The 22,783-nt window shown below is 67.4% G+C and carries 24 protein-coding genes; 13 read left to right on the top strand and 11 right to left on the bottom strand.

Annotated elements, in window-relative coordinates:
• Window position 1: 1 nt before the first annotated feature.
• The 3 genes from recX to LRF89_RS07275 form a co-directional block, all read right to left on the bottom strand.
• Complete coding sequence (gene recX, locus LRF89_RS07285) at window positions 2–487, bottom strand: recombination regulator RecX (protein WP_201171124.1); 486 nt, start codon at window positions 485–487, stop codon at window positions 2–4.
• Window positions 484–1,548: a recombinase RecA gene (recA, locus tag LRF89_RS07280; RefSeq protein ID WP_201171181.1), complete on the bottom strand. Its 1,065-nt coding sequence runs from the start codon at window positions 1,546–1,548 to the stop codon at window positions 484–486. Before recA ends, recX begins: the two co-directional genes overlap by 4 nt.
• A gap of 265 nt (window positions 1,549–1,813) precedes the next feature.
• Window positions 1,814–2,314, bottom strand: a complete 501-nt coding sequence (locus LRF89_RS07275) for a CinA family protein (RefSeq protein WP_201171127.1) — start codon at window positions 2,312–2,314, stop codon at window positions 1,814–1,816.
• 37 nt (window positions 2,315–2,351) lie between these two features.
• On the opposite strand from LRF89_RS07275, the gene mutS reads away from it, so the two are divergent.
• A complete protein-coding gene (gene mutS, locus LRF89_RS07270; RefSeq protein ID WP_238634419.1) occupies window positions 2,352–4,961 on the top strand; it encodes a DNA mismatch repair protein MutS in 2,610 nt (869 codons plus the stop codon).
• A gap of 105 nt (window positions 4,962–5,066) precedes the next feature.
• Window positions 5,067–5,390: a ferredoxin FdxA gene (fdxA, locus tag LRF89_RS07265; RefSeq protein WP_011814444.1), complete on the top strand. Its 324-nt coding sequence runs from the start codon at window positions 5,067–5,069 to the stop codon at window positions 5,388–5,390.
• Window positions 5,391–5,404: 14 nt separating this feature from the next.
• Here the strand turns inward: fdxA and xerD are convergent, their stop codons facing one another.
• A complete protein-coding gene (gene xerD, locus LRF89_RS07260) occupies window positions 5,405–6,280 on the bottom strand; it encodes a site-specific tyrosine recombinase XerD (protein WP_238632550.1) in 876 nt (291 codons plus the stop codon).
• Between the two features lie 89 nt (window positions 6,281–6,369).
• Window positions 6,370–7,179: a slipin family protein gene (locus LRF89_RS07255; RefSeq protein WP_201171132.1), complete on the bottom strand. Its 810-nt coding sequence runs from the start codon at window positions 7,177–7,179 to the stop codon at window positions 6,370–6,372.
• Window positions 7,180–7,263: 84 nt separating this feature from the next.
• Here LRF89_RS07255 and rlmM point away from each other — a divergent pair, with 84 nt between their 5' ends.
• The 6 genes from rlmM to LRF89_RS07225 all read left to right on the top strand — a co-directional run bounded on the left by rlmM (window position 7,264) and on the right by LRF89_RS07225 (window position 12,032).
• Window positions 7,264–8,286, top strand: coding sequence for a 23S rRNA (cytidine(2498)-2'-O)-methyltransferase RlmM (gene rlmM, locus LRF89_RS07250; protein ID WP_238636843.1), 1,023 nt, complete (start codon window positions 7,264–7,266; stop codon window positions 8,284–8,286).
• A gap of 84 nt (window positions 8,287–8,370) precedes the next feature.
• Window positions 8,371–8,787 carry a SufE family protein gene (locus tag LRF89_RS07245; protein WP_201171135.1) on the top strand — a complete coding sequence of 139 codons (417 nt, stop codon included), beginning with the start codon at window positions 8,371–8,373 and terminating at the stop codon, window positions 8,785–8,787.
• Window positions 8,788–8,861: 74 nt separating this feature from the next.
• A complete protein-coding gene (locus LRF89_RS07240) occupies window positions 8,862–9,020 on the top strand; it encodes a hypothetical protein (RefSeq protein WP_201171187.1) in 159 nt (52 codons plus the stop codon).
• 19 nt (window positions 9,021–9,039) lie between these two features.
• A complete protein-coding gene (locus LRF89_RS07235) occupies window positions 9,040–10,065 on the top strand; it encodes an alpha/beta hydrolase (RefSeq protein WP_238632503.1) in 1,026 nt (341 codons plus the stop codon).
• Window positions 10,066–10,245: 180 nt separating this feature from the next.
• Window positions 10,246–11,631 carry an NAD(P)/FAD-dependent oxidoreductase gene (locus LRF89_RS07230; protein WP_201171137.1) on the top strand — a complete coding sequence of 462 codons (1,386 nt, stop codon included), beginning with the start codon at window positions 10,246–10,248 and terminating at the stop codon, window positions 11,629–11,631.
• Between the two features lie 29 nt (window positions 11,632–11,660).
• On the top strand, window positions 11,661–12,032 hold the full coding sequence (locus LRF89_RS07225) for a hypothetical protein (RefSeq protein WP_238632504.1): 372 nt from the start codon (window positions 11,661–11,663) through the stop codon (window positions 12,030–12,032).
• 103 nt (window positions 12,033–12,135) lie between these two features.
• On the opposite strand, the gene LRF89_RS07220 is transcribed toward LRF89_RS07225, so the two are convergent.
• Window positions 12,136–12,582 carry a host attachment protein gene (locus LRF89_RS07220; protein WP_201171150.1) on the bottom strand — a complete coding sequence of 149 codons (447 nt, stop codon included), beginning with the start codon at window positions 12,580–12,582 and terminating at the stop codon, window positions 12,136–12,138.
• Between the two features lie 89 nt (window positions 12,583–12,671).
• On the opposite strand from LRF89_RS07220, the gene LRF89_RS07215 reads away from it, so the two are divergent.
• Genes LRF89_RS07215 through LRF89_RS07200 form a run of 4 tightly spaced genes read left to right on the top strand, consistent with a single transcriptional unit; the run spans window position 12,672 to window position 15,907 of the window.
• Window positions 12,672–13,565, top strand: coding sequence for a deoxyribonuclease IV (locus LRF89_RS07215; RefSeq protein ID WP_201171153.1), 894 nt, complete (start codon window positions 12,672–12,674; stop codon window positions 13,563–13,565).
• Window positions 13,566–13,584: 19 nt separating this feature from the next.
• On the top strand, window positions 13,585–14,646 hold the full coding sequence (locus LRF89_RS07210) for an NAD(P)/FAD-dependent oxidoreductase (protein ID WP_201171154.1): 1,062 nt from the start codon (window positions 13,585–13,587) through the stop codon (window positions 14,644–14,646).
• Window positions 14,643–15,224 (top strand): tRNA (mnm(5)s(2)U34)-methyltransferase, encoded by a 582-nt coding sequence (locus LRF89_RS07205; RefSeq protein WP_201171155.1) that lies wholly within the window; start codon window positions 14,643–14,645, stop codon window positions 15,222–15,224. The genes LRF89_RS07210 and LRF89_RS07205 overlap by 4 nt, the downstream gene beginning before the upstream one ends.
• 11 nt (window positions 15,225–15,235) lie before the next feature.
• Entirely contained in the window at window positions 15,236–15,907 is a 672-nt protein-coding gene (locus LRF89_RS07200) for an SDR family oxidoreductase (RefSeq protein WP_238632506.1), read from the top strand.
• Here the strand turns inward: LRF89_RS07200 and LRF89_RS07195 are convergent.
• Window positions 15,882–16,208 carry a HigA family addiction module antitoxin gene (locus LRF89_RS07195; protein WP_201171163.1) on the bottom strand — a complete coding sequence of 109 codons (327 nt, stop codon included), beginning with the start codon at window positions 16,206–16,208 and terminating at the stop codon, window positions 15,882–15,884. The genes LRF89_RS07200 and LRF89_RS07195 overlap by 26 nt on opposite strands.
• A 141-nt stretch (window positions 16,209–16,349) precedes the next feature.
• Between LRF89_RS07195 and LRF89_RS07190 the strand changes: the two genes are divergently transcribed.
• On the top strand, window positions 16,350–18,128 hold the full coding sequence (locus LRF89_RS07190) for a phosphoenolpyruvate carboxykinase (GTP) (RefSeq protein WP_201171165.1): 1,779 nt from the start codon (window positions 16,350–16,352) through the stop codon (window positions 18,126–18,128).
• A 96-nt stretch (window positions 18,129–18,224) separates the two neighbouring features.
• Here LRF89_RS07190 and metF read toward each other — a convergent pair whose 3' ends face one another.
• The 4 genes from metF to LRF89_RS07170 form a co-directional block, all read right to left on the bottom strand.
• Window positions 18,225–19,139: a methylenetetrahydrofolate reductase [NAD(P)H] gene (metF, locus tag LRF89_RS07185; RefSeq protein ID WP_201171167.1), complete on the bottom strand. Its 915-nt coding sequence runs from the start codon at window positions 19,137–19,139 to the stop codon at window positions 18,225–18,227.
• 223 nt (window positions 19,140–19,362) lie between these two features.
• Complete coding sequence (gene ahcY / locus LRF89_RS07180) at window positions 19,363–20,655, bottom strand: adenosylhomocysteinase (RefSeq protein WP_201171169.1); 1,293 nt, start codon at window positions 20,653–20,655, stop codon at window positions 19,363–19,365.
• Between the two features lie 28 nt (window positions 20,656–20,683).
• Window positions 20,684–21,850 carry a methionine adenosyltransferase gene (metK, locus tag LRF89_RS07175; protein ID WP_201171171.1) on the bottom strand — a complete coding sequence of 389 codons (1,167 nt, stop codon included), beginning with the start codon at window positions 21,848–21,850 and terminating at the stop codon, window positions 20,684–20,686.
• Window positions 21,851–21,946: 96 nt separating this feature from the next.
• Complete coding sequence (locus tag LRF89_RS07170) at window positions 21,947–22,783, bottom strand: sarcosine/dimethylglycine N-methyltransferase (protein ID WP_201171173.1); 837 nt, start codon at window positions 22,781–22,783, stop codon at window positions 21,947–21,949.

Raw genomic sequence — 22,783 nt, 5'->3', positions numbered from 1 at the left:
CTCACCCATACGGGCCCCTTTCGTCGTCTTCGTCCGCGGCGGCCACAGCCGCACGCACCTGTTCTGCCGTAAACCCGCGCCTTTGCAGGAATTGCGCCTGCCGCAGCGCCTCTCGACGATCCGCAGGAACGACCGCGCCGAAGCGACGCTGACGGACCGCGCGGGCCTGCTCCCACCAATCGACACCGGCGTCCGCCAGCGCCTCGTCGATCACACCGCCGATCACTCCGCGCTGGCGAAGCTCCTGCGCGATACGCACCGGACCCTGGCCCCGCTCGACGCGGCTGCGCACAAAGACTTCCGCAAAGCGCGTCTCGTCCAGCAACCCCTCATCGACCAGGGCCTCGAGCACCGGCTCCACCTCGCCCGGATCGAAACCGCGGCGGGCTAGCTTCTGCGCCAGCTCACGCCGCGTGTGCTCGCGCCGGCCCAGCAGGCGCAGGGCTACATCCCGCACAGCCCCGGGCTCCACCCCGGCTTCGCTCATGCCCCCTTGCCGGAGTCCGAATCCGAGCCGGAACCGTCGCCCTCGGTCGCTTCGGCCTCGGGAATAGCCGTACCGAGGACCTTCTCGCGGATGCGGGCCTCGATGTCGGCGGCGATCTGCGGATTGTTGCGCAGGAATTGCCGGGCGTTGTCCTTGCCCTGCCCGATGCGATCCCCGTTGTAGCTGTACCAGGCACCGGACTTGTCCACGAACCCTTGGGCGACGCCCATGTCGATGATCTCACCCTCGCGGGAGATCCCCTCGCCGTAGAGGATCTCGAACTCCGCCTGCTTGAACGGCGGTGCCATCTTGTTCTTGACCACCTTGACCCGGGTCTCGTTACCAAGGACCTCGTCACCTTTCTTGATGGCCCCGAGGCGGCGGATGTCCATGCGCACCGACGAGTAGAACTTGAGGGCGTTGCCACCGGTAGTGGTCTCGGGGCTGCCGAACATCACACCGATCTTCATGCGGATCTGGTTGATGAAAACCACCAAAGTGTTGGAGCGCTGGATACTGCCGGTGAGCTTGCGCAGCGCCTGGGACATCAGCCGCGCCTGCAGACCCACGTGGGAATCGCCCATCTCGCCTTCGATCTCGGCCTTCGGCGTAAGGGCGGCCACCGAGTCGACCACCACCACGTCGAGCCCTCCCGAGCGGACCAGCATATCGGCGATCTCCAGCGCTTGCTCGCCAGTATCCGGCTGCGAGACCAACAGGTCGTTGATATCCACCCCGACCGCCTCCGCGTAGTCCGGGTCTAGGGCGTGCTCAGCATCAACGAATGCCGCCGCGCCACCGGCCTTCTGCGCCTCGGCGATGATGTGCAGGGTCAGTGTCGTCTTCCCGGACGACTCCGGCCCGTAGATCTCGACCACCCGCCCGCGCGGCAGGCCACCAATACCCAGCGCCACATCCAGGGCCAGTGACCCGGTGGAGATGCTCTTGACATCCCCGCGCACGGCGCGGGCGTCACCCATGCGCATGACGGCGCCCTTGCCGAACTGCTTCTCGATCTGCCCCAATGCGGCGCCGAGCGCCTTCTTGCGATCGTCATCCATTTCCGAATCCACCTCGTCGCGTGATTGCCCCATGATGACGGGCTCCGGCGCCCCCTCGACCCGGTCTGCGTCCCTGCCACCGGCCCGCCGCCAGGGTCGCGGATTATTCCACAACCCGGCCGAGTCTTTCACCCGGCACCATCGAACGATTCTAACAGCCCCGCCGGCATCCTTGGCGCCGTCACGCCCCCCTGACTCGAGGTATCGGCCGCTAGCGCCCAGCGCTGGAGTATCTGATATAGACGCGGCCTGTCCGCACCACCGCTCAAGCCGCCCCCCGGCAACGCTCCAGCAGCCCTTCAAGGGCCATAGCCACGCTGGCCCGGCGCACGGCGTCCCGATCCCCTGGGAACCGGTACATCCGGGCCTGGACCCCGGCCGGCGACCCCCAGGCGATCCACACCGTGCCCACGGGCTTGGCCGCCGTCCCGCCCTCGGGGCCGGCGACACCAGTCACCGCCACGCTGTGGGTCACCGGCGCGCGGCCCAGCACCCCAAGGGCCAACGCCTCGGCCACTTCCTGGCTGACCGCGCCGTGCTGCTCGATCAGTCGCTGCGGGACGCCTGCCAACTCCCGCTTGGCCGTATTGCTGTAAACCACCAACCCACGCTCGAACCAGCTGGACGCACCACCACCATCGGTCAGGATCTTGGCCAGCAACCCGCCCGTGCACGACTCCGCCACCGCCAGACTGAGGTCGTATCGCTGCAACGCCTCACCAACCTGTCGCGCGTGCTCTTGCAGTGTGCGGTCGTCGTGTACCATATCTCCCCCTCATCCAACGCGGCACCGGAATCACCCCATGGCAGCAGCTACCCAAGAGGCCGAAACCGCCGAGGCAGGCGCCGGACACACCCCGATGATGCGACAGTTCCTGCGCATCAAGTCGGAGTATCCGGAGACTCTGCTGTTCTACCGGATGGGTGATTTCTACGAACTATTTTATGAGGATGCCGAGCGCGCCGCGAAACTCCTCGACATCACCCTGACCACCCGGGGCGAATCAGCGGGCGCGCCGATCCCGATGGCCGGCGTGCCAGTCCAGTCCGTCGAGAGCTACCTCGCCCGCCTGGTCCGGCTCGGCGAGTCGGTGGCCATCTGCGAGCAGATCGGCGATCCCAACGCCGCGAAGGGGCCGGTGGAGCGCCAGGTGGTGCGGGTGGTCACCCCCGGCACCCTGACCGAGGACGCCCTGCTCGAGGAGCGCAGTGCCAACCTGCTCACCGCCGTGGCCCCAGGGCCCAAGGGCCGATTCGGCGTGGCTTCCCTAGAGCTCTCCTCCGGGCGCTTCTCGGTGCTCGAAGCACCCGACCAGGAGTCCCTCGCTGCCGAGCTCGAGCGCCTAAGGCCCGCGGAACTCATCCTCCCCGATGATGACCAGACTCCGGCGCCGGAGGGGGGATGCGTGGCACAGCGCCGCCCGCCGTGGCACTTCGAGCACGATACAGCCCGGCGCCTGCTCCTGCGCCAGCTGGGCACTCACGACCTCTCCGGTTTCGGCGCCGAGGAGCTGCACGCCCCGGTGACCGCCGCCGGTGCGCTCCTGCAGTACATTAATGAGACTCAGCGGGCTGCCCTGCCCCACGTGGGCGCCCTGACCGTCGAGTCGAGGGACGAGGCCATCACCATCGACGCCGCCAGCCGGCGCAACCTGGAGATCGAGCGCAACCTCTCCGGGGGGACCGAGCACACCCTGGCTTCGGTGATGGACACCAGCGTCACCGCGATGGGCGGCCGGCTGCTGCGCCGTTGGCTCCAACGCCCCCTGCGTCAGAGCGGGACCATCGCTGCCCGCCATGCCGCCGTGGCTGCCCTGGCCGACGGTGCCTTCGCCGACGTGCGCAACGCCCTAGAAGGCTGCGCCGACGTCGAGCGCATCCTCGCCCGGGTCGCCCTCGGCACGGCGCGCCCCCGGGATCTGACCGGCCTGCGCGATGCGCTGGAGCGTCTGCCCCAGCTGCAGATCCTTCTCGGGCAGCTCAACAGCCACCGCCTGCAGGAGCTTGGGGTCGAGCTCGATGAACACCCGAAGACCGTCGACCTGCTGCAGCGGGCGATCATCGATGCACCGCCGGCAACCGTGCGTGACGGCGGCGTCATTGCTGACGGCTTCGACGGCGAACTCGATGAGCTGCGCTCGATGTCGCGCAATGCCGATGACTACCTGGCTGCGCTGGAGGCCGAGGAGCGGGCGGCCACCGGGATCCCGACCCTCAAGGTGGGCTTCAACCGAGTCCACGGCTACTACATCGAGGTCAGCCGCAGCCAGAGCAGCCAAATGCCGGAGCGCTACACCCGCCGCCAAACCCTCAAGGCGGCCGAGCGGTTCATCACCCCGGAACTCAAGCGCTTCGAAGAGCAGGTCCTTTCCGCCCGCGAGCGCGCCCTGGCCCGCGAGAAGGCGCTCTACGAAGAGCTGGTTGCCGGCCTCGCCACCGAGCTAACCCCCCTCCAGCACAGCGCCGCCGCACTGGCCGAGCTAGACGCCCTGGCCGCCTTTGCCGAGCGGGCCCGGACCCTCGACTATGTCCAGCCGGAGCTGGCCGACACCCCCGGGGTACGCATCGAGGGCGGCCGGCACCCGGTCGTCGAACAGGCCCTGGATGCCCCCTTTGTGCCCAATGACGTCCGCCTGGACAACCGCCGGCGCATGCTGCTGATCACCGGTCCGAACATGGGCGGCAAATCGACGTACATGCGGCAGACCGCCCTGATCACGCTGTTAGCCTACGCCGGCGCCTTCGTCCCGGCGCAACGCGCGGTCCTGGGCCCCATCGACCGCATCTTCACGCGCATCGGTGCCGCCGACGACCTTGCCTCGGGCCGCTCCACCTTCATGGTGGAAATGACCGAAACGGCCAACATCCTCCACAACGCCACCGCCGAGAGCCTGGTGCTGATGGACGAGATCGGCCGCGGCACCAGCACCTTCGATGGCCTGGCCCTGGCCTGGGCGACGGCCGAGCGCCTCGCCACGCGCATCCGGGCCTTCACGCTGTTCGCCACCCACTACTTTGAGATGACCGCCCTGGAGCAAATCCACCCCGGGGTCATCAATGTCCACCTGGAGGCCGCCGAACACGGCGAACGCATCGTCTTCCTGCACGCCGTGCGCGACGGCCCCGCCAACCAGAGCTACGGACTGCAGGTGGCCGCCCTCGCCGGGGTCCCGCAGGAGGTCCTCCAGGCAGCTCGGGAGAAGCTGCGCAGCCTCGAGTCGGGCGATGGCGACGACAGCGGCTCCGCCCAGCTGCCGCTGTTCGGCCCCGAACCGGTCCTGCAGCCGCCGGCGCAGCCGGAGCCCGAACCGGACCCGGTCCGCACGGCGGTCGAAAACCTTGACCCGGATGGGCTGACCCCGCGGGAAGCCCTCGAGACCATCTATTGGCTGAAGGGACAGTGCGAGGAGTAGGACCGCGGTGCATGAGTCGTTAGAATGCTCGCCGCGGGTAGGGTGCCCGGTTGGGCACCATCACCTCCCAGGTGAAGGACCTGAAACGGCAACGGAGCCAGTTACATGACCTACGTCGTCACCGAGAACTGCATCAAGTGCAAGTACACCGACTGCGTGGAGGTCTGCCCCGTGGACTGCTTCCACGAGGGGCCGAACTTCCTGGTCATCGACCCGGATGAGTGCATCGACTGCACCCTCTGCGAGCCGGAGTGCCCGGCCGAGGCTATCTACTCCGAGGACGACCTGCCGCCGTCCATGGAGCACTTCCTAGAGCTCAACGCCGAGCTCGCCCAGAAGTGGCCGCTGATCACCGAGAAGAAGGATCCGCCGCCGGACGCCGAGGAGTGGGACGGCAAGCCGGACAAGCTCCAGCACCTGGAGCGCTGAGCCTCCGGCCGGGTTCAGCCGCGCGGGTGGTGCGCGGCATGGAGCTGTTGCAGACGCTGCCGGGCCACGTGGGTGTAGATCTGGGTGGTGGACAGATCGGCGTGGCCCAGCAGCATCTGTACAGCACGCAGATCCGCACCGTGGTTGAGCAGATGCGTGGCGAAGGAATGGCGCAGCGTGTGGGGCGAGATGGCCGGATCGATCCCCGCTTCGACGGCGTAGCGCTTGACCCGGTACCAGAAGGCCTGACGCGTCAGCCCTTCTCCGCGGCGCGTCACGAATAGGGCTTCGGCCACCCGACCACCAAGCAGCAGCGGACGCACCTCATCCAGATATCGGCGCAGCCAGTCCAGGGCCTCCTCGCCTAGCGGGACCAGACGCTCCCGCCCCCCCTTGCCGACGACCCGCACCAGACCCTGGCGCAGGCTTACCCCGTCCACCCGCAATGCCACCAGCTCCGAGACCCGAAGCCCGGTGGCGTAGAGCACCTCAAGCAGACAGCGGTCCCGCAGTCCCAGCGGCTCGTCGGTATCCGGCGCAGCAAGCAGGGCCTCGACCTGGCGCTCGGTCAGCGTGCCCGGCAGGGGGTGGCCGAGACGGGGCGCCTCGACCTCGGCGGTGGGATCCTCGCCACGGACCCCGGTCGATACCAGCCGGCGATAGAAGCGGCGCAGGCTGCTGAGCAGACGCGCCGTGGTCCGCGGCCGCGCCCCGGCGGCCACCCGCTCGGCCAGATAGGCCAAGACATCGCTGCGCTGCGCCGTGGCAAGCCCGCCCCCGTGGCGCCGGTCAAGGAACGCGGCAAACCCCTCCAGGTCCGAGCGATAGGCCGACAGGGTCGCATCGGAAAGCCCCTGCTCGGCCCACAGGGCGTCGAGAAAGCCCTCGATCTGCGCGGCATCCTCGGCGCCGGGGGCGGGCCGCTGCCGCGGCCGTCCCCGGCGCTCCCCACCTTCGACCCCCTGGCTCCGCCGTCGGCTCAGCGCGCACCTCCATCACCGGTGGTCGTCCCCTGCCCGTGGGCACCGCTACCAGGCCCGTGCCCCTCGCTGTATCCAAAGGCACGCAACAGCTCCAGCGGAAGCGGGAAGACGATCGAAGAACTCTCATTCTCGTTGGCCACGGTGACCAGCGTCTGCAGGTAGCGCAGCTGCAGCGAGGCCGGGCTCTGGCCGAGCACCTCGGCGGCATCCCGCAGCTTCTCGGCCGCCTGCATCTCGCCTTCGGCGTGGATGACCTTGGCCCGCCGGGCACGCTCGGCCTCGGCCTGCTGAGCGATGGCCCGGATCATCGACTCGTCGATATCGACGTGCTTGATCTCCACGTTGGCCACCTTCACGCCCCAGTAGTCCGTCTGCTGATCCAGGATCTCCTGGATGTGCGCGTTGAGCTTGTCCCGCTCGGCCAGCATCTCGTCGAGCTCGTGCTGGCCAAGCACCGATCGCAGCGTGGTCTGCGCCAGCTGACTGACCGCCGAGAGGTAGTCCTCAACATTGATAATGGCCCGCTGCGGGTCGATGACGCGGAAGTAGAGCACCGCGTTGACGCCGACCGAGACGTTATCCCGCGAGATCACATCCTGGCTCGGTACGTCCATGACCACCGTGCGCAGGTCGACGCGGACCATCTGCTGGATGAAGGGGATGACCAGGATCAGGCCCGGGCCCTTAACGCTCCAGAAACGCCCGAGCTGGAAGATCACACCTCGCTCGTACTCGCGCAGGACCCGGATCGCCGAGACGACGATCGAAAGCAGCACGGCGAGGACGACAATAAGAACGGTTTCCATGGGTATACCCCTCAGGCACGGTACGAATGCGCCTTCTCAGCATAGTCGCCCCCGGGGCGGGCTCGCTACCCGTACAATGGGGCCATGGAATGGCAAGGTTGGATCCTCCACTGCCGCGCCGGCTACGAGCAGAGCCTCGCCTCCGAGGCTACCGCAGCGGCGCGCGAAATCGGCGTACACGGCTATTGCCGGGCACGGGAGCAGAGCGCCTATGTGGTCTTCCACGCCCCGGCCGGGGACGCCCCGCAACAGCCACCGCCATTGGTCTTTGCACGCGCTGCAGCCGGCCTAGTCGACGAGCTGCAGGGGCTCCCGGAAGGCGGCCGCGCGGAAGCCATTGCGGCGGCGCTGCCCCCGGCGACCGGCGGTGCCTCCCCATGGCTCGAGTACCCGGACAGCGACGAAGGCCGTCCTCTGGCCCGCTTCTGCCGACGCTTCGCTGGCCCCCTGCGCCACGCGCTGACTCAGGCCGGGGTGACTGCCGGCGATCCGCAGCAGCGTCTGCGCCTGCTGTTCCCCGACTCCCGCCACTGCTTAGCCGGTGTCGGCCCTGCCAGCGGTTGGCCGGGCGGCATCCCCCGGCTGCGGATGCCGCGAAGCGCGCCAAGCCGCTCGGTGCTCAAGCTCGAGGAGACGCTCCACCGCCTGGTTCCGGAGCACGAGCAGCCCTACCCCGGCGAACACGCCGTGGACCTCGGGGCGGCCCCGGGCGGCTGGACCTGGCTGCTGCGCGAGCGCGGGCTCACCGTGACCGCCATCGATAACGGCCCGCTCGCCCCGGACCTTGCCCAAGATCCCGGTGTCGAACACCGGCGTACCGACGCCTTCCGCTTCCGGACACGAGCGGAGGTGGACTGGCTGGTCTGCGACGTCGTGGACCGGCCGCAGGGGATCACACGCCTGATGGCACAGTGGCTGCGCAAGGCGCGGGCCAGGGCGGCAGTATTCAATCTGAAGCTGCCCATGCGCCGTCCACTGGAGACCGTGCGCCACGCCCTGGAGGCGATCCGAGCCACCGGCGCGCGGGTGCACGCCGCGCAGCTCTATCACGACCGTGAGGAGATCACCGTCTACGCACGGCGGACGGCCTCGCGGAATCGGTCGTAACGTATTATCCTATAGATCCCTATCTGTACTCCGCCCGGTGCCGGACCCACCGCACCGGCCAGACTCCGATCACGACAAAAGCCTATGGATCTCAACGAGTTAAAGGAGACCTTCGAGTTCATTGAGGACTGGGAGGAACGCTACCGCATCCTGATCGACCTGGGCCGGCAACTGCCGGAATTCCCGGAGGCGGAACGGACCGAGGCCAACCGGGTGGAGGGCTGCACCAGCAACGTCTGGCTGGTGTGCCGGCGCGATGAAAACGACCCGCAGCGGCTGGTCTTCCTCGCCGACAGCGACGCTTTCATCGTCAAGGGATTGATTGCGCTGGTGCTCATGGCCTACTCCGGCGCCACGCCGGACGAGATCCAGCGAACCGATATCCGTGAGGTGTTCCGCCAGCTGGGACTGGAGCGCAACCTCAGCCCCAACCGGCGGGACGGCTTCTTCGCCATGGTCGATCGCATCCATGAGCTGGCCGCCGAGGCTCAGGCCGCCTGAGCCACCGGAACAGGTCGCAGACGCAAGCCACCCACCAGGCGCCAACCAACTCAGGACGGATGAACCGAGACCCCTTGCAGAAACAACCCGATATCAAGCAGCGGCTGCAGGAACTCTCCCTCGACCAGCTGCGGGAACTCCACCGAGCCATCGACCGGGAGATCGAGGCGCGTTCCTTTGCCGACAGCCTCGAGGCGCAGATGCGTCTGTTCATGCGCCGTCGCGACCAGTAGGCAGCCAACCGGGGCCCCCTTGCGCAGACTGACCCTCGCCATCACCCCGCTGCTGCTTGCCACGCTGGCGGTCGGCTGCAGCCGCGCCGCTGTGGACGGCCCGGCAGACCCGCCCGGCGAGACACCCGCCTGGGGTGAGGGGTACATCCTCGCCGACGACGGTTACCGGCTACCTTACCGACGCTGGGGCCCCGAGCACGACGACAGCGCCGACGCTGTGGTTCTGGCGCTGCACGGGCTCAATGACTATAGCCGCGGCATGCGCTTCGCTGCCGAATACCTCGCCGAGGGCGGGGTCGCCACCTACGCCTACGACCACCGAGGTTTCGGTGAAACCGGGGACGCGGGCACCTGGCCTGGGGGGCAGGCACTGATCGACGATGCCGCCACGGCCGTCGAGCTGCTGGCCGAACGCTACCCCGATACCCCGCTCTACCTCATGGGCCATAGCATGGGCGGGGCCATCGCCATGATCCTGGTCGCCGAACAATCGCCGGAGGCGATCACCGGCACCGCGCTCCTGGCCCCGGCGGTCTGGGGGCGCGAGGCGATGCCCTGGTATCAGCGCACCGGCCTGTGGCTCTCTTCACGCCTGACCCCCGGTCTGCGCCTGAGCGGCGAGGATCTGGGGGTCGATCCGACGGACAACCCCGAGGTCCTCGAGGAGTGGCGAGAGGATCCGCTCATCCAGCGCGAAGTCAGTGCCCGCGCCTTGGCCGGGGTCACCGACCTCATGGACCGCGCCCTAGAGGCCAGCGAGCAGCTGGACTCGCGGGCACTGATCCTTTACGGCGAGCAGGATGAGGTCATCCCGCCAGAACCCACCTGTCTGATGCTCCATCGGCTCCCGCAGCGCCCGCCGGGACAGTGGCGCCTGGCCCTCTACCCGGAGGGCCATCACCTGCTGACCCGCGACCTGCAGCGCGACCGCGTACACGCGGACCTGCTTGCCTGGCTCCAGGACCCGGAGGGGGCGCGTCTCCCGTCAAGCCACGAGGTCGGGCATCGGGAGGGGCTGTCGCGACTGTGCGGTCACCGCGACTGAGCCGCCCCCTCACCCCGGGGCGACGAACCATCATTGACATGATTAATATCAAATCGACGCTTTGACAGCGCCCGCCACTCGTATACATTGAGCAAACATCGCGAGAGATCGATATAACCGATCCGCGGCGCTTCACAAGCGGACAAAAAACAACTGCAGCATGCAGTCAGGAGGAGCGAGATGAACGACCACTCCCCATCCGGGTCCGAGGGGCTCGACCTCAAGCGCCTGGTGGAGGCCTGCAGCCGGCGCGACTTCCTCAAGCTCTCCGGGATGAGCACCGGGGCGATCGCGGCCGGCGCCCTCGGGGCGGGCACCCTGCTCCACAGCGAGCCGGCCCGGGCGGTTCAGACCAACGCCCGCATCGTGATCGTCGGTGCCGGCGCCGGCGGGCTCAACGCCGCCAACCGCTTGCGCCGGGCCCTGGACGGCGCCGAGATCACCCTCGTCGACCGCCGCGAGGACCACTACTACCAGCCCGGACTGACGCTGGTGGCCACCGGCGAGTGGCCTCGGAGCAAGACCGAGGACCGTAACGAGCGTTACGTCCCCAGCGGGGTCAACTGGGTCAAAGCGATGGTCGCCGAGTACGACCCGGAGAACAACCGCCTCGTCACCGACGAGGGCGAGACCTTGGAGTACGACTACCTGGTCGTGACCACTGGTCTGGAGCTGCGCTTCGACCGCATCGACGGCATGAGCGCCGACCTGATCGGCTCCCACGGCATCGGCTGCGTCTACGACAACCCCGGCAACGCGTCCGCCACCTGGAACGCGGTGGAGAACTACCTGCAGGAAGGCGGCAAGGGCCTGTTCATCCGCCCGCCGGGGGCGATCAAGTGCGCCGGCGCCCCGCTGAAGATGAGCATGATCACCGAGCACCGCCTGCGCCAGCGAGGCATGCGCGGCAATGCCGACCTCCATTACTACGCCCCGGGCGACGGCCTGTTCTCACAACCGGATATCGACGAGTTCCTCAAGCGCCACTTCCCCGAGGAGCGGGACATCGACGTGCACTGGCACCACCGGGTCAAGGGCATCGAGCCGGAGCAGAAGCGGGTCACCTTCGAATCGGACGGGGACGGGGAGTACACCGAGTCCTACGACTTCATCCACCTGCCGCCGTCGATGAGCGCCCCCGAGCCGCTGCGCGAGAGCGATCTCGCGGCCCGGGAAGCCCCCTACGCTGATGGCGGCTGGTTGGAGGTGGATCAGTACACGCTCCGGCACAAGCGCTACCCGAACGTCTTCGGAGCCGGCGACTGCTGCGGCGTGCCGATCGGCAAGACCTCGGCCACGGTCAAGAACATGACCCCGGTCATGGTCGAGAACCTGATCCGCGTCATCCAGGACCGGGAGCCCACCGCCGAGTTCGACGGCTACACCTCCTGCCCGCTGATTACCGAAATCGGCCAGGCGATCCTGGTGGAGTTCAACTACGATCTGGAAATGACGCCCTCGTTCGGCTTCATCAGCCCCTACCGCGAGCACTGGATGGCCTGGGTGATGAAGGAGCACCTGCTGCTCCCGGCCTACAACGCCATGCTCCACGGCCGCATGTCCTGAACCAGCGAAGGGGGTAGAGAAGCATGATTATGGAAACCATTACCGTGGCGATCCAGTTCCTCGGGGGCACCCTGCCCGCGATCATCATCCTGGCCATCGTCGACCTTATCCTGCTGGCCCTGCTCATCGCACGCGTAGGCAGCAGCTTCCGCAACTTCGGTCGGGCCCTGGGCAGCGCCCTGGGCGTGGGCGGTGTCGTGGCCCTCATCTCGGTATTCCTGCTGCCGGCCCACACCGGCGCGAGCTGGGCCAACCTGTACGGAGCCACCGACTATCTGGGCCTGCTCGGCATCTCCGTGGGGCTCGGCCTGGCCGCGGCCGCCGCGACCTTCCCGCCGATCCAGTACCTGCTGGGCATGGCCCCGTCGGGGCATGGGCAGCGCCAGAGGGCCCGCGCCTGATCGGCACCATACCCGGGCGCCGGGTCTTCCCCACGGACCGGTGGAATACAGCAAGGCCGCCCCGAAGGGCGGCCTTGCTGTCTGCGGGTGTGGCATCGGCTGCTCAGAAGAGGAAATCCGGCAGATGTTTGCGGATTTGCTCGGGCCGCTCCAAGTGGCAGATGTCCTTGTCCACCTCATGGCTGATCGCCGCTTTCAGCCCACCATCTAAGTGATGCCGGATCTGTCCGAGAAAATGCGGCGCAGCCGCCACCACCAGATGCTCGAAACGCTTTTGCTGATGGGCCTGCTCAAGCCATCGCACCAGCTCACGGGCAAAACGATCTGACTCCACCTCCTTGATGTCGGTGGGCGGATCCATCGCATGGCGCCCACCTCCGGCGGACTCCGAGATCCGACCCGGGCGGTCGGTCACCAACTCATGGGCCGGTACACGCAGCTCCGGGTTCACCCAAGTCTCGACCTCCTGCAGGGACTGGCCCGAGCGCTGGTCGCTGGCAAAGACCCGTGCCTGGGCTGCGTCGGCTGCCACTACCCACACTTTCGACATGTTGCGACCTCCTTCGCGCTGATGTCATAACCCATGCGTGCCTACCCCAATATTAGTAGACTGCGCCCCTTTCCCGAGGAGGACAAGCCATGCCCGAACTCGGCGCTCACGTCTCGGCGGCCGGCGGGCCGCAGCGCGCCCCGGAACGCGGCCGGGAGATCGGCTGCGATAGCATCCAGGTCTTCACCCGAAACCAGCGCAGCTGGCAGGTCAAGCCGATCACTGCCGAGGAGGCCGAAGCCTTCCGACGCGTTCGGGCGGAGCAGGGCATCGGTTCGGTGATGAGCCACGCCTCCTACCTGATCAACCTCGCTGCCACCGATCCGGAAAAGCACGCCAAGTCGCAGGCAGCGCTGGAAGCCGAACTCGAGCGCTGCCACCGGCTCGGCATTGAACTGCTCAATTTCCATCCCGGTGCCCACCTCCAGGCCGGAACCGAGGCCGGGATCGAGGCCATTGCGGCCACGCTCAATGCCATCTGCCGCAACCACCCGGACAAAACGGATGTCTGTCTCGTCCTGGAGAACGTCGCCGGCCAGGGCACCACCGTGGGCGCCGACTTCGCCGAGCTGGCCGCCATCCTGGAACGGCTGGAGACCCCGGAACGCTTCGGGGTCTGCATCGACACCGCACACGCCTTTGCCGCCGGCTACGAGCTGCATACCGCTACGGGCTGGGAGGCCATGTGGGCAGCCTTCGACACCCATATCGGCCTGCGCCGGCTGGTCGCGCTGCACCTGAACGACTCGCGCCCACCCTGCGGCAGTCGCAAGGATCGGCACGCGCTTATCGGCCGTGGCGAGATCGGCCCCGACGCCTTTGAGCGCGCGGTCACCGACGCCCGCACCCGCGCCCTGCCACAACTGCTCGAGACGCCCGCCGGCCCCGAGGGCTGGGCGCGCGAGATCGAATGGCTGCGTGGCTGCGCCCGTGGCGAGCGCCCTGCTCTGCCGGAGATCGAAGACCGCAACATCAACCTGTGACCGCTGTGAGGAGTCCCCAATGAGCCAACCCCCCTTCCTTATCGTCGGCCAGGGCCTCGCCGGCAGCCTGGTCGCCCTGAGTCTGCTCGAACGCGGAGCGGCGGTGACTGTGGTGGATGACGGCAAGACCGACGCCCCCTCGCGGGTCACCCCGGGACTGGCCACACCGATCGCCGGTCCGCGCCTGACCTTCCCCCCTAGCGGCGCGGAGACCGCCGCCGGCTCGTGGCGGCGCTATCGCAGCCTGGAGCGGTGCTTCGGGCAGCGTCTGCTGCAGTCCCACGACATCCTGCACATGGCCGGCGGCCGCGAAGAACTGCGGCAATTCCAGAAGCGCAGCCTCGACCCGGCATTTGCCCGCTGGCTCGGGCGGCAGTTCTCACCCGGCGATCACGATGGCGTTCTGGCCGACCCCTGGGGCGGGTTCGAGATCCGCGGTGGGCAGGTCAACGTCCCGGCGCTGCTCGGTCACGTCGCCGACTATCTGCGCGATCGGGACTCGCTGCGCGACGGGATGGTAACGACCGAGGCGCTCCGAACCGATGCCGATGGAGTCACCTGGCAGGGCCAGCGCTACCGTGAGGTGGTCTTCTGCGACGGCCCCAGCGGCTCGGACAACCCTTGGCTGGCCGGCGTCGGTCTGCAGTGCGTCCCCGGCGAGGTGCTCACCGTGCGCCCCACGCACCCGATCCCCAACCACATCTACCATGGCCGAGCTGGCTACCTGGCACCGCAGCCCGGACAGCGCGGCGTCTTCCGGCTCGGCGCCACCTACGGCAAGCCCGACACCCCTGCCGCAGCCACCGAGTCCGGTCGCGAAACCCTGCTCGGCCAGCTCCCCCGTTTGCTTTCTCGGCCGCCACGGATGGAGGTCGTCGAGCATCGGGCCGGCACCCGACCGGCCACCCCGCAGCGCTGCCCGGTGCTCGGCCGAATCCCCGGCCGACCGGCCGCCGTACTCAACGGCCTCGGCGCCCGCGCCATGCTCCAGGCCCCCTACCTAGCCGAGCGGCTGGCCGAGCACCTGCTCGAGGACGCACCACTGCCCGAGGGTTGCCTGGCACCCGCTCGCCCGGAATGAGCGAACCCCTGACGCAGACCGCTCACCGCCACGTGGCCCAGGTGCTGGGCCGTGGCGGCCGCGCGGTCGACGCCACGGCCGGCAACGGCCACGATGCCTGCTTCCTGGCCGCCCAGACCAACCCCGGAGGCAGTATCCTGGTCATCGATCTGCAGTGGGACGCCCTGCAGAATACGCGGGCTCGCCTAGCAGCACGCGGACACCTGCCCGCCTGCCACCTGGTCCAGGCCGATCATCGGCACCTTGCCGGCTTGACGCCGCCGGACTGGCACGGCAGCGTCGATACCGTCATGTTCAACCTCGGCTACCTGCCCGGAGGCGACCGAAGCGTCACGACGCACCCGGAGCGGACCAGGCCGGCACTGGACGCCGCCCGGCAACTGCTCAGGCCCGGCGGCCTGATCAGCGTCATCGCCTACCGGGGGCATCCCGGCGGTCCGGATGAGGCCCGCTGTGTGGCGAGCTGGATGGCCACCGCCGCGGCCGCCGGCGACCTCTGGCAGGAGCGGGGGAGTGGCGGCGATACCGCCCCGATCCTCCACCTGCTCTGGCGCCGCGCCGAGGGCGATCACCACTAGGAGGCAGCATAATGGCGAAATTGATCCTAGGCGCCAACCGAGGCATCGGCCTGGAGACCACGCGGCAGCTTTGTGCGCGCGGCGACCACGTAATCGCTACCGCGCGCAGCGCCTCGGAGGAGTTGCGCAACACCGGCGCCCAGGTCCACGAAGGAGTGGACATCACCCGGCACGACACGCTCGATGCCCTGGCCGACCAACTGTCCGGGCAACCCCTGGAATGGGTCCTGGTGGTCTCCGGGCTGATGCGGGTCCAGCGCCTGGGCGCCCTCGACGAGGCCGCAGTGGCGGGTATCCGCGCCCAGTTCGAGACCAACGCCCTCGGCCCGCTGATGGCCGCGGAAGCTCTCCATCCCCTGCTCAGCGACGGCGGTAAACTGGGGATCGTCACCAGTCGCATGGGCTCGATCGGCGACAACACCTCTGGCAATAGCTACGGATACAGGATGTCGAAAGCCGCGGTGAACATGGCGGCCGTTTCGCTGGCCCACGACCTACGCCCGCGCGGGATCGCCGTGGCCCTGCTACACCCCGGCTGGGTGCGCACGGACATGACCAGCCAAAACGGCCTAATCGACCCGCCGGAGTCCGCTGCCGGGCTGATCGACCGGATGGACCACGTCAGCCTGGAGGACTCGGGGCGCTTCTGGCACGCCCCTAACCGGGAGATCCTTCCCTGGTAGCCAGCGGCTGGATCGTCTCCAACTTGCCCTGCAAAACGATCTGCGCACGATCCAGGTCGTACTGATTCTGCAGCTGCAGCCACAGTTCCGGCGCAGTGCCGAAAAAACGGGCCAGACGCAGCGCGGTATCCGCTGAGATGCCGCGCTTGCCCAATACCAGTTCATTGATGCGCCGGGGCGGCACGCCGATGGCGCGGGCCAGCTTGTACTGGGACAACCCGGCCGGCTCAAGGAACTGCTCGAGCAGCACCTCGCCCGGGTGGATAGGCATCCCGGCGGTGGTGTTCCGTCTTTGGCTCATGCCGTAACCATAACGCACCCCGTTCAGGCCGCAAACGCGGACACCGTGGTAGGCTGCGACTTAACAATCGCGAAACCATGACCCATCATGTTCATTGATAGGTCGTTGCTAAAACCGACGCCGTGCCCCACGGGAGGAACCATGACGGAACACCAACAGCTGCTTCGTTGGGTCGAGGAGATCCGCCAGCTGTGCCGACCGAGCAACGTCCACTGGTGTGACGGGTCAAGGGACGAGTACCAGGCCATGTGCCAGCTCATGGTCGCCGACGGAACCGCCCAGTGGCTCAACCCCGAGCTACGCCCCAACAGCCTGCTCATTCGCTCGGACCCGGCCGATGTGGCTCGGGTTGAAGACAGCACGTTCATCTGCTCGACCGATCCCGACGACGTCGGCCCCACCAACAACTGGGCCGACCCGGAGGAGATGCGCAGCCACCTCCGCGGCCTGTTCGACGGCTGCATGGAGGGCCGCACCCTCTTCGTGATTCCCTTCTCGATGGGGCCGGTGGGCTCGCCGATCGCGCACATCGGCGTCCAGCTCACCGACTCGCCCTACGTCGTGGCCAACATGCACATCATGACCCGTGTAGGTCAGCCGGTGCTCGACGTCCTCGGCCGTGACGGACGCTTCGTCCCCTGCCTCCACTCCGTGGGCTATCCGCTGCGTGACGGCGACCCCGGCGTGCCCTGGCCCTGCGATCCGGACAACCGTTACATCGTCCACTTCCCCGAGTCCCGGGAGATCTGGTCCTACGGCTCGGGCTACGGCGGCAACGCGCTACTCGGCAAGAAGTGCTTCGCCCTGCGCATCGCCTCGGCCATGGCCCGGGACGAGGGCTGGCTGGCCGAGCACATGCTGATCCTCAAGCTCACCAGCCCCGATGGCGACGTCCAGTACATGGCCGGGGCATTCCCGTCGGCCTGCGGCAAGACCAACCTGGCCATGCTGCGGCCGCCCATGCCGGGCTGGAAGGTCGAGACCATCGGCGACGACATCGCCTGGATGAAGTTCGGCTCTGACGGGCGCCTCTACGCCATCAACCCCGAAGCCGGCTTCTTCGGGGTGGCGCCGGGCACCTCGTACAAGTCCAACGCCAACGCCATGGAGGCCCTCCACGGCAACGTCATCTTTACCAACGTCGCCGGAACGCCCGAGGGCGACGTCTGGTGGGAAGAGATGACCGACGAGCCGCCGGCCGAACTCACCGACTGGAAAGGACGCCCGTGGACGCCGAACAGCGGCGAGCCGGCAGCCCATCCCAACGCCCGCTTCACGGCCCCGGCCCACCAGTGCCCGGCGATCGCCCCCGAGTGGAACGACCCGGCGGGTGTGCCCATCGACGCCATCATCTTCGGTGGCCGCCGGGGCGAGACCATCCCCCTGGTCCAGGAGGCGCGAGACTGGCAGCACGGGGTCTTCCTCGGCTCGGTCATGGGCAGCGAGAAGACCGCCGCTGCCACCGGCAACCTGGGGGCCCTGCGCCGCGATCCCATGGCCATGCTGCCGTTCTGCGGCTACAACATGGCTGACTACTTCGCCCACTGGCTCCGGCTGGGCGAGCAGTCGGGACGCCAGCTACCGACGATCTATCACGTCAACTGGTTCCGCAAGGACGACAACGGCCGCTTCATCTGGCCGGGCTTCTCCGATAACGCCCGGGTCCTGAAGTGGATCTTCCAGCGCAACCGAGGCGAGATCGACGCCCTCGAGAGCCCGATCGGGCGGCTGCCTCGCCCCGGCGACGTCGACCTCAGCGACCTGGAGATCGGCCCGGAGACCCTCACCGACCTGCTGGAGGTGGACGCCCCGGGCTGGCGGCGGGAGATCGAGCTTATCCGCGATCACTACGCGCAGTTCGGCGACCGGCTCCCGGCGCAGCTCTGGCAGGAGCTGGAATGGCTGGAGGAGAACCTCTAAAACCGACCCATCGGCCCCAGCCCATTGCAAAAGACCCCCGCCAGGCACCTGCCCGGCGGGGGTCTCGTTCCGGCCGATTCTGGTGCAGCGCCGGTCTCAGGGCTGCGCCGGCACCTCGACCTCGTCCGGCTTGCGCACCTCGCCGCCGGTCTGCTCCGACAGCCCGAGGTTGTGCCAGATGCGCTCGACCACCGGCGCCTTGTTCAGGGCGTAGAAGTGGATACCGGGCGCACCGTTGTCCAGCAGGTCCTCGCACAGCCGCGTCACGACGTCGATGCCGTACTCCATCCGCGACTGCGGGTCATCCTTCCAGGCCTCCATCCGCTGTGCCAGCCAGCGCGGCATATCGGCCTTGCAGGCCGCGGCGAAACGCGCCTGCTGCTCGAAGTTCATCAGCGGCATGATGCCGGGGACGATCGGGATGTCCACCCCGCGCTTCTCGCAATCTTCGACAAAGCGGTAGTAGCAATCCGCGTTGTAGAAGAACTGCGTGATTGCCGAGTCCGCGCCGGCCTTGGCCTTGCGGACGAAGTTCTCAATATCGGTCAGGGCGTCCGGGGCCTCCGGGTGGAACTCCGGATAGGCACCCACCTCGATGTAGAAGTGGTCACCGGTGACCTCGCGGATGAGCTCGACGAGCTCGTTGGCGTAACTCAGCTCGCCCTGGCCCATGGATCCGGAGCCGGACGGCCGATCGCCGCGCAGGGCAACGATGTACTTCACACCCTGCTCCTTGTAGTCGAGGATCATCTGCTTGAGCCGATCCCGACTGGCGTCGATGCACGACAGGTGGGGCGCCGCGTCGGCGGTGCTGCTGCGCTGGATGTCGATGACCGTCTCGAAGGTGCGATCCTGGGTCGACCCCCCGGCGCCGAACGTCACCGAAAAGTAGGCCGGGTTCAGCCGCTCCAAGCGCTCCCGCGTGGCCTTCAGGTTCTCGGCCCCCTCGTCCGTCTTGGGCGGGAAGAACTCGAAACTGAAGACGCGGGGGTGTTTCTTTTGACTTTCCATTGAACCCCTCCGATTGACTCGAAGCGTTCAGTGCTCAGTGTTCAGCGTTCGGACCGCTTGGCCCGAACGCTGAACGCTGAACGCTCTGGGCGCTCAACCGAGACCCCGGGGGGGGGGGGGGGGGCCCCGGGGGGGGGGGGGAGGGGGGGGGCCTCCCCCCCCCCCCGGGGGGGGGGGGGCCCCCCCCCCGGGTCTGTCGGTCAAGCCGTAGTGGCTTACCGGCTTAGTAGCGGTACCACTCCGGCTTGAACGGCCCATCCACGGAGACGCCGATGTACTCGGCCTGCTCCTCTCTGAGACGGGTCAGGTTGGCGCCGACGCGGCCCAGGTGCAGCGCCGCAACCTTCTCGTCCAGGTGCTTGGGCAGCACGTAGACGTCCTTCTCGTACTTGCCAGGGTTGTTGTAGAGCTCCATCTGAGCCATGACCTGGTTGGTGAACGAGTTGGACATCACGAAGGACGGGTGGCCGGTGGCGCAGCCCAGGTTCACCAGACGGCCCTCGGCGAGCAGGGTGATCTTCTTGCCGTCCGGGAACTCGATGTGGTCGACCTGCGGCTTGATCTCGTCCCACTTGTACTGCTTCAGGCTCGCCACGTCGATCTCGTTGTCGAAGTGGCCGATATTGCAGACGATGGCCTCGTCCTTCATCGCCTTCATGTGATCGTGGGTGATCACATTGTAGTTGCCCGTGGCGGTGACGAAGATGTCGGCCACCGGGGCGGCCTCTTCCATGGTGACGACCTTGTAGCCGTCCATGGAGGCCTGCAGGGCACAGATCGGGTCGACCTCGGTGACCCACACCTGGGCGCCCAGGCCACGCAGCGACTGCGCCGAGCCCTTGCCGACGTCGCCGAAGCCGGCCACGACAGCCACCTTGCCGGCGATCATGACGTCGGTGGCGCGCTTGATGCTGTCGACCAGCGACTCACGGCAGCCGTAGAGGTTGTCGAACTTCGACTTGGTGACCGAGTCGTTGACGTTGAACGCCGGCATGCCGAGCTCGCCCCTGCGGCTCATCTCGTAGAGACGGTGCACGCCGGTGGTGGTCTCCTCGGAGACACCGTAGATGTCCTTCATCATGTCCGGGTACTGCTCGTGGATCACGGCGGTCAGGTCACCACCGTCGTCCAGCAGCATGTTCGGCTTCCAGCCGTCCGGACCGTTGATGGTCTGCTCGATGCACCACCAGTACTCCTCCTCGGTCTCGCCCTTCCAGGCAAAGACCGGGGTGCCGTTGGCCGCAACGGCAGCGGCCGCCTGGTCCTGAGTGGAGAAGATGTTGCAGGAGGACCAGCGAACCTCGGCCCCCAGCTCCTGCAGGGTCTCGATCAGGACCGCGGTCTGGATGGTCATGTGCAGGCAGCCGGCGATGCGCGCACCCTTGAGGGGCTTCTGCGCGGCGAACTCGCGCCGGGTCTCCATCAGACCCGGCATCTCGCTCTCGGCGATCTTGATCTCCTTGCGGCCCCAGTCGGCCAGGGAGATATCGGCAACCTTGTAGTCTTGATTACTCATGCTATCGAGTTACTCCTTGCGTATTCAGTTACTTGAGGCCAGCGGCGTCCTTGAGGGCAGCAGCACGGTCGGTGCGCTCCCACGGCACGTCGATGTCCTCGCGGCCGAAGTGGCCGTAAGCGGCGGTCGGGCGGTAGATCGGCTGCTCCAGACCCAGCATCTTGAGGATGCCGTACGGACGCAGGTCGAAGTTCTCGCGGACCAGCTTGTTGATCACTTCCTCGTCGACCTTGCCGGTACCGAAGGTCTCGACGTTGACGGAGGTCGGCTCGGCGACGCCGATGGCGTAGGAGAGCTGCACCTCGCAACGATCGGCCAGGCCGGCGGCGACGACGTTCTTCGCCACATAGCGGCCGACGTAGGCGGCCGAACGGTCGACCTTGGACGGGTCCTTGCCCGAGAAGGCGCCACCACCGTGGCGACCCATGCCGCCGTAGGTGTCGACGATGATCTTCCGGCCGGTCAGGCCGCAGTCACCCAGCGGGCCGCCGGTAACAAAGCGCCCGGTCGGGTTGATGTGGTACTTGGTGTCGTTGGTCAGCCAGCCGGTGCTGCCGAGCACGGGCTTGATGATCTCCTCCATCACGCCCTCGTGGACGGTCTTCTGGTCCACGGTCTCGTCGTGCTGGGTGGAGAGCACCACCGCATCGCAGCCAACGATCTTGTCGCCTTCGTACTGGAAGGTGACCTGACTCTTGGCGTCCGGGCGCAGCCACGGCAGCTTGCCGTTCTTGCGCACCTCGGCCTGGCGCTTGACCAGCAGATGGGAGTAGTGAATGGCCGCCGGCATGAGCACGTCGGTCTCATTGGTGGCGTAGCCAAACATCAGGCCCTGGTCGCCAGCGCCCTGCTCCTCTTCCTTCTCGCGATCGACGCCCTGGTTGATGTCGGGCGACTGCTCGCCCAGCGCGTTCAGGACCGCGCAGGTGTCGGCGTCGAAGCCCATGTCCGAGCTGGTGTAGCCGATCTCCCGGACCACGTCGCGGACCAGCGGCTCGACGTTGATCTTGGCCGTGGTCTTGATCTCGCCGGCAACGACGACCATGCCGGTCTGGATCATGGTCTCGGCGGCGACGCGGGACTTCGGGTCCTGGCGCAGGAACTCGTCCAGCAGGGCATCGGAGATGGCATCGGCCATCTTGTCCGGATGGCCCTCGGACACCGACTCAGACGTAAAGAGGTAGCGCTTGCTCATGGTTACTCCTTCTCGCTAAGGATTCTCAGGTTATACAAACCCGGCGGCGCGGCCGCAGCCGCGCGCGGCCCGGGAGAAATGGATAAGTGCGCGGGATCAGTCCTTCCGGAAGTGGAAGATGCCCCAGGTCAGGTAGCCGTTGTTGCCACCCTCGACCCAGTGCTGCAGACCCTTCTTCATGCGGGCGACGTAATCGTCGGAGACGATGCCGTCGAGCTCGTGCCCGCGCCGCTCCAGTTCCTTGTGGACACGGCCGTAGTGGCGCGGAAGCTGGGGCGTGTTGTCCTCGAACTCCAGCTCCGTCATGCCGTTCTTCTTCAGCTCGTCGCGGTAGAAGCTCGGCGTGCCCATGGTGGAGAGGTGGATCCGGTCCAGGATCGGCTGAATGACGCCCTCGGGGCAGTCGTCGGCCTGCATCGGGTCGGTGAAGATGAACTCGCCGCCCTTCTTGAGCACACGGGTCACCTCGCTCATCACCCGGGGGCGATCACCACTGTGCAGGAACGAGTCCTGGCACCAGACGATGTCGAAGGTCTCGGCGTCGAACGGGATGTCCTCAAAGGCACCATCGACCACCTCGATCAGGTGATCGACGCCCTGCTCCTTGTTCATCTGCCGGTCGCGCTCGTTCTCGCGCTCGGAGAGGTTCAGGGCGACCACACGGCAGCCGTAGGTATGCGCCAGGTAGCGCGCCACGCCGCCATAACCGGCGCCCACGTCCAGCACGTAGCTGTCGGCGCTCAGGTTGCTCAGCTTCGAGGCCATGCGCTCGACGGTCCGACGACTGGCGTCGAAGATCGGCTCGTCCTCGTCATGATAGATGCCGACGTGCAGATCCTCACCACCCCAGATGTGGAAGTAGAAGTTGTCCGCATCGCGACTGTTGTAATATTGGCGGGCCACCTCGATGGCCTCGTCATCATACTGACTCAT

Origin of the sequence: Halorhodospira sp. 9621 (genome assembly GCF_022228055.1) — a bacterium.
Lineage (GTDB): Bacteria > Pseudomonadota > Gammaproteobacteria > Nitrococcales > Halorhodospiraceae > Halorhodospira > Halorhodospira halophila_A.
Note: the sequence above shows the minus strand (reverse complement) of the source record. Positions and strands in the feature narration are given on the sequence as shown.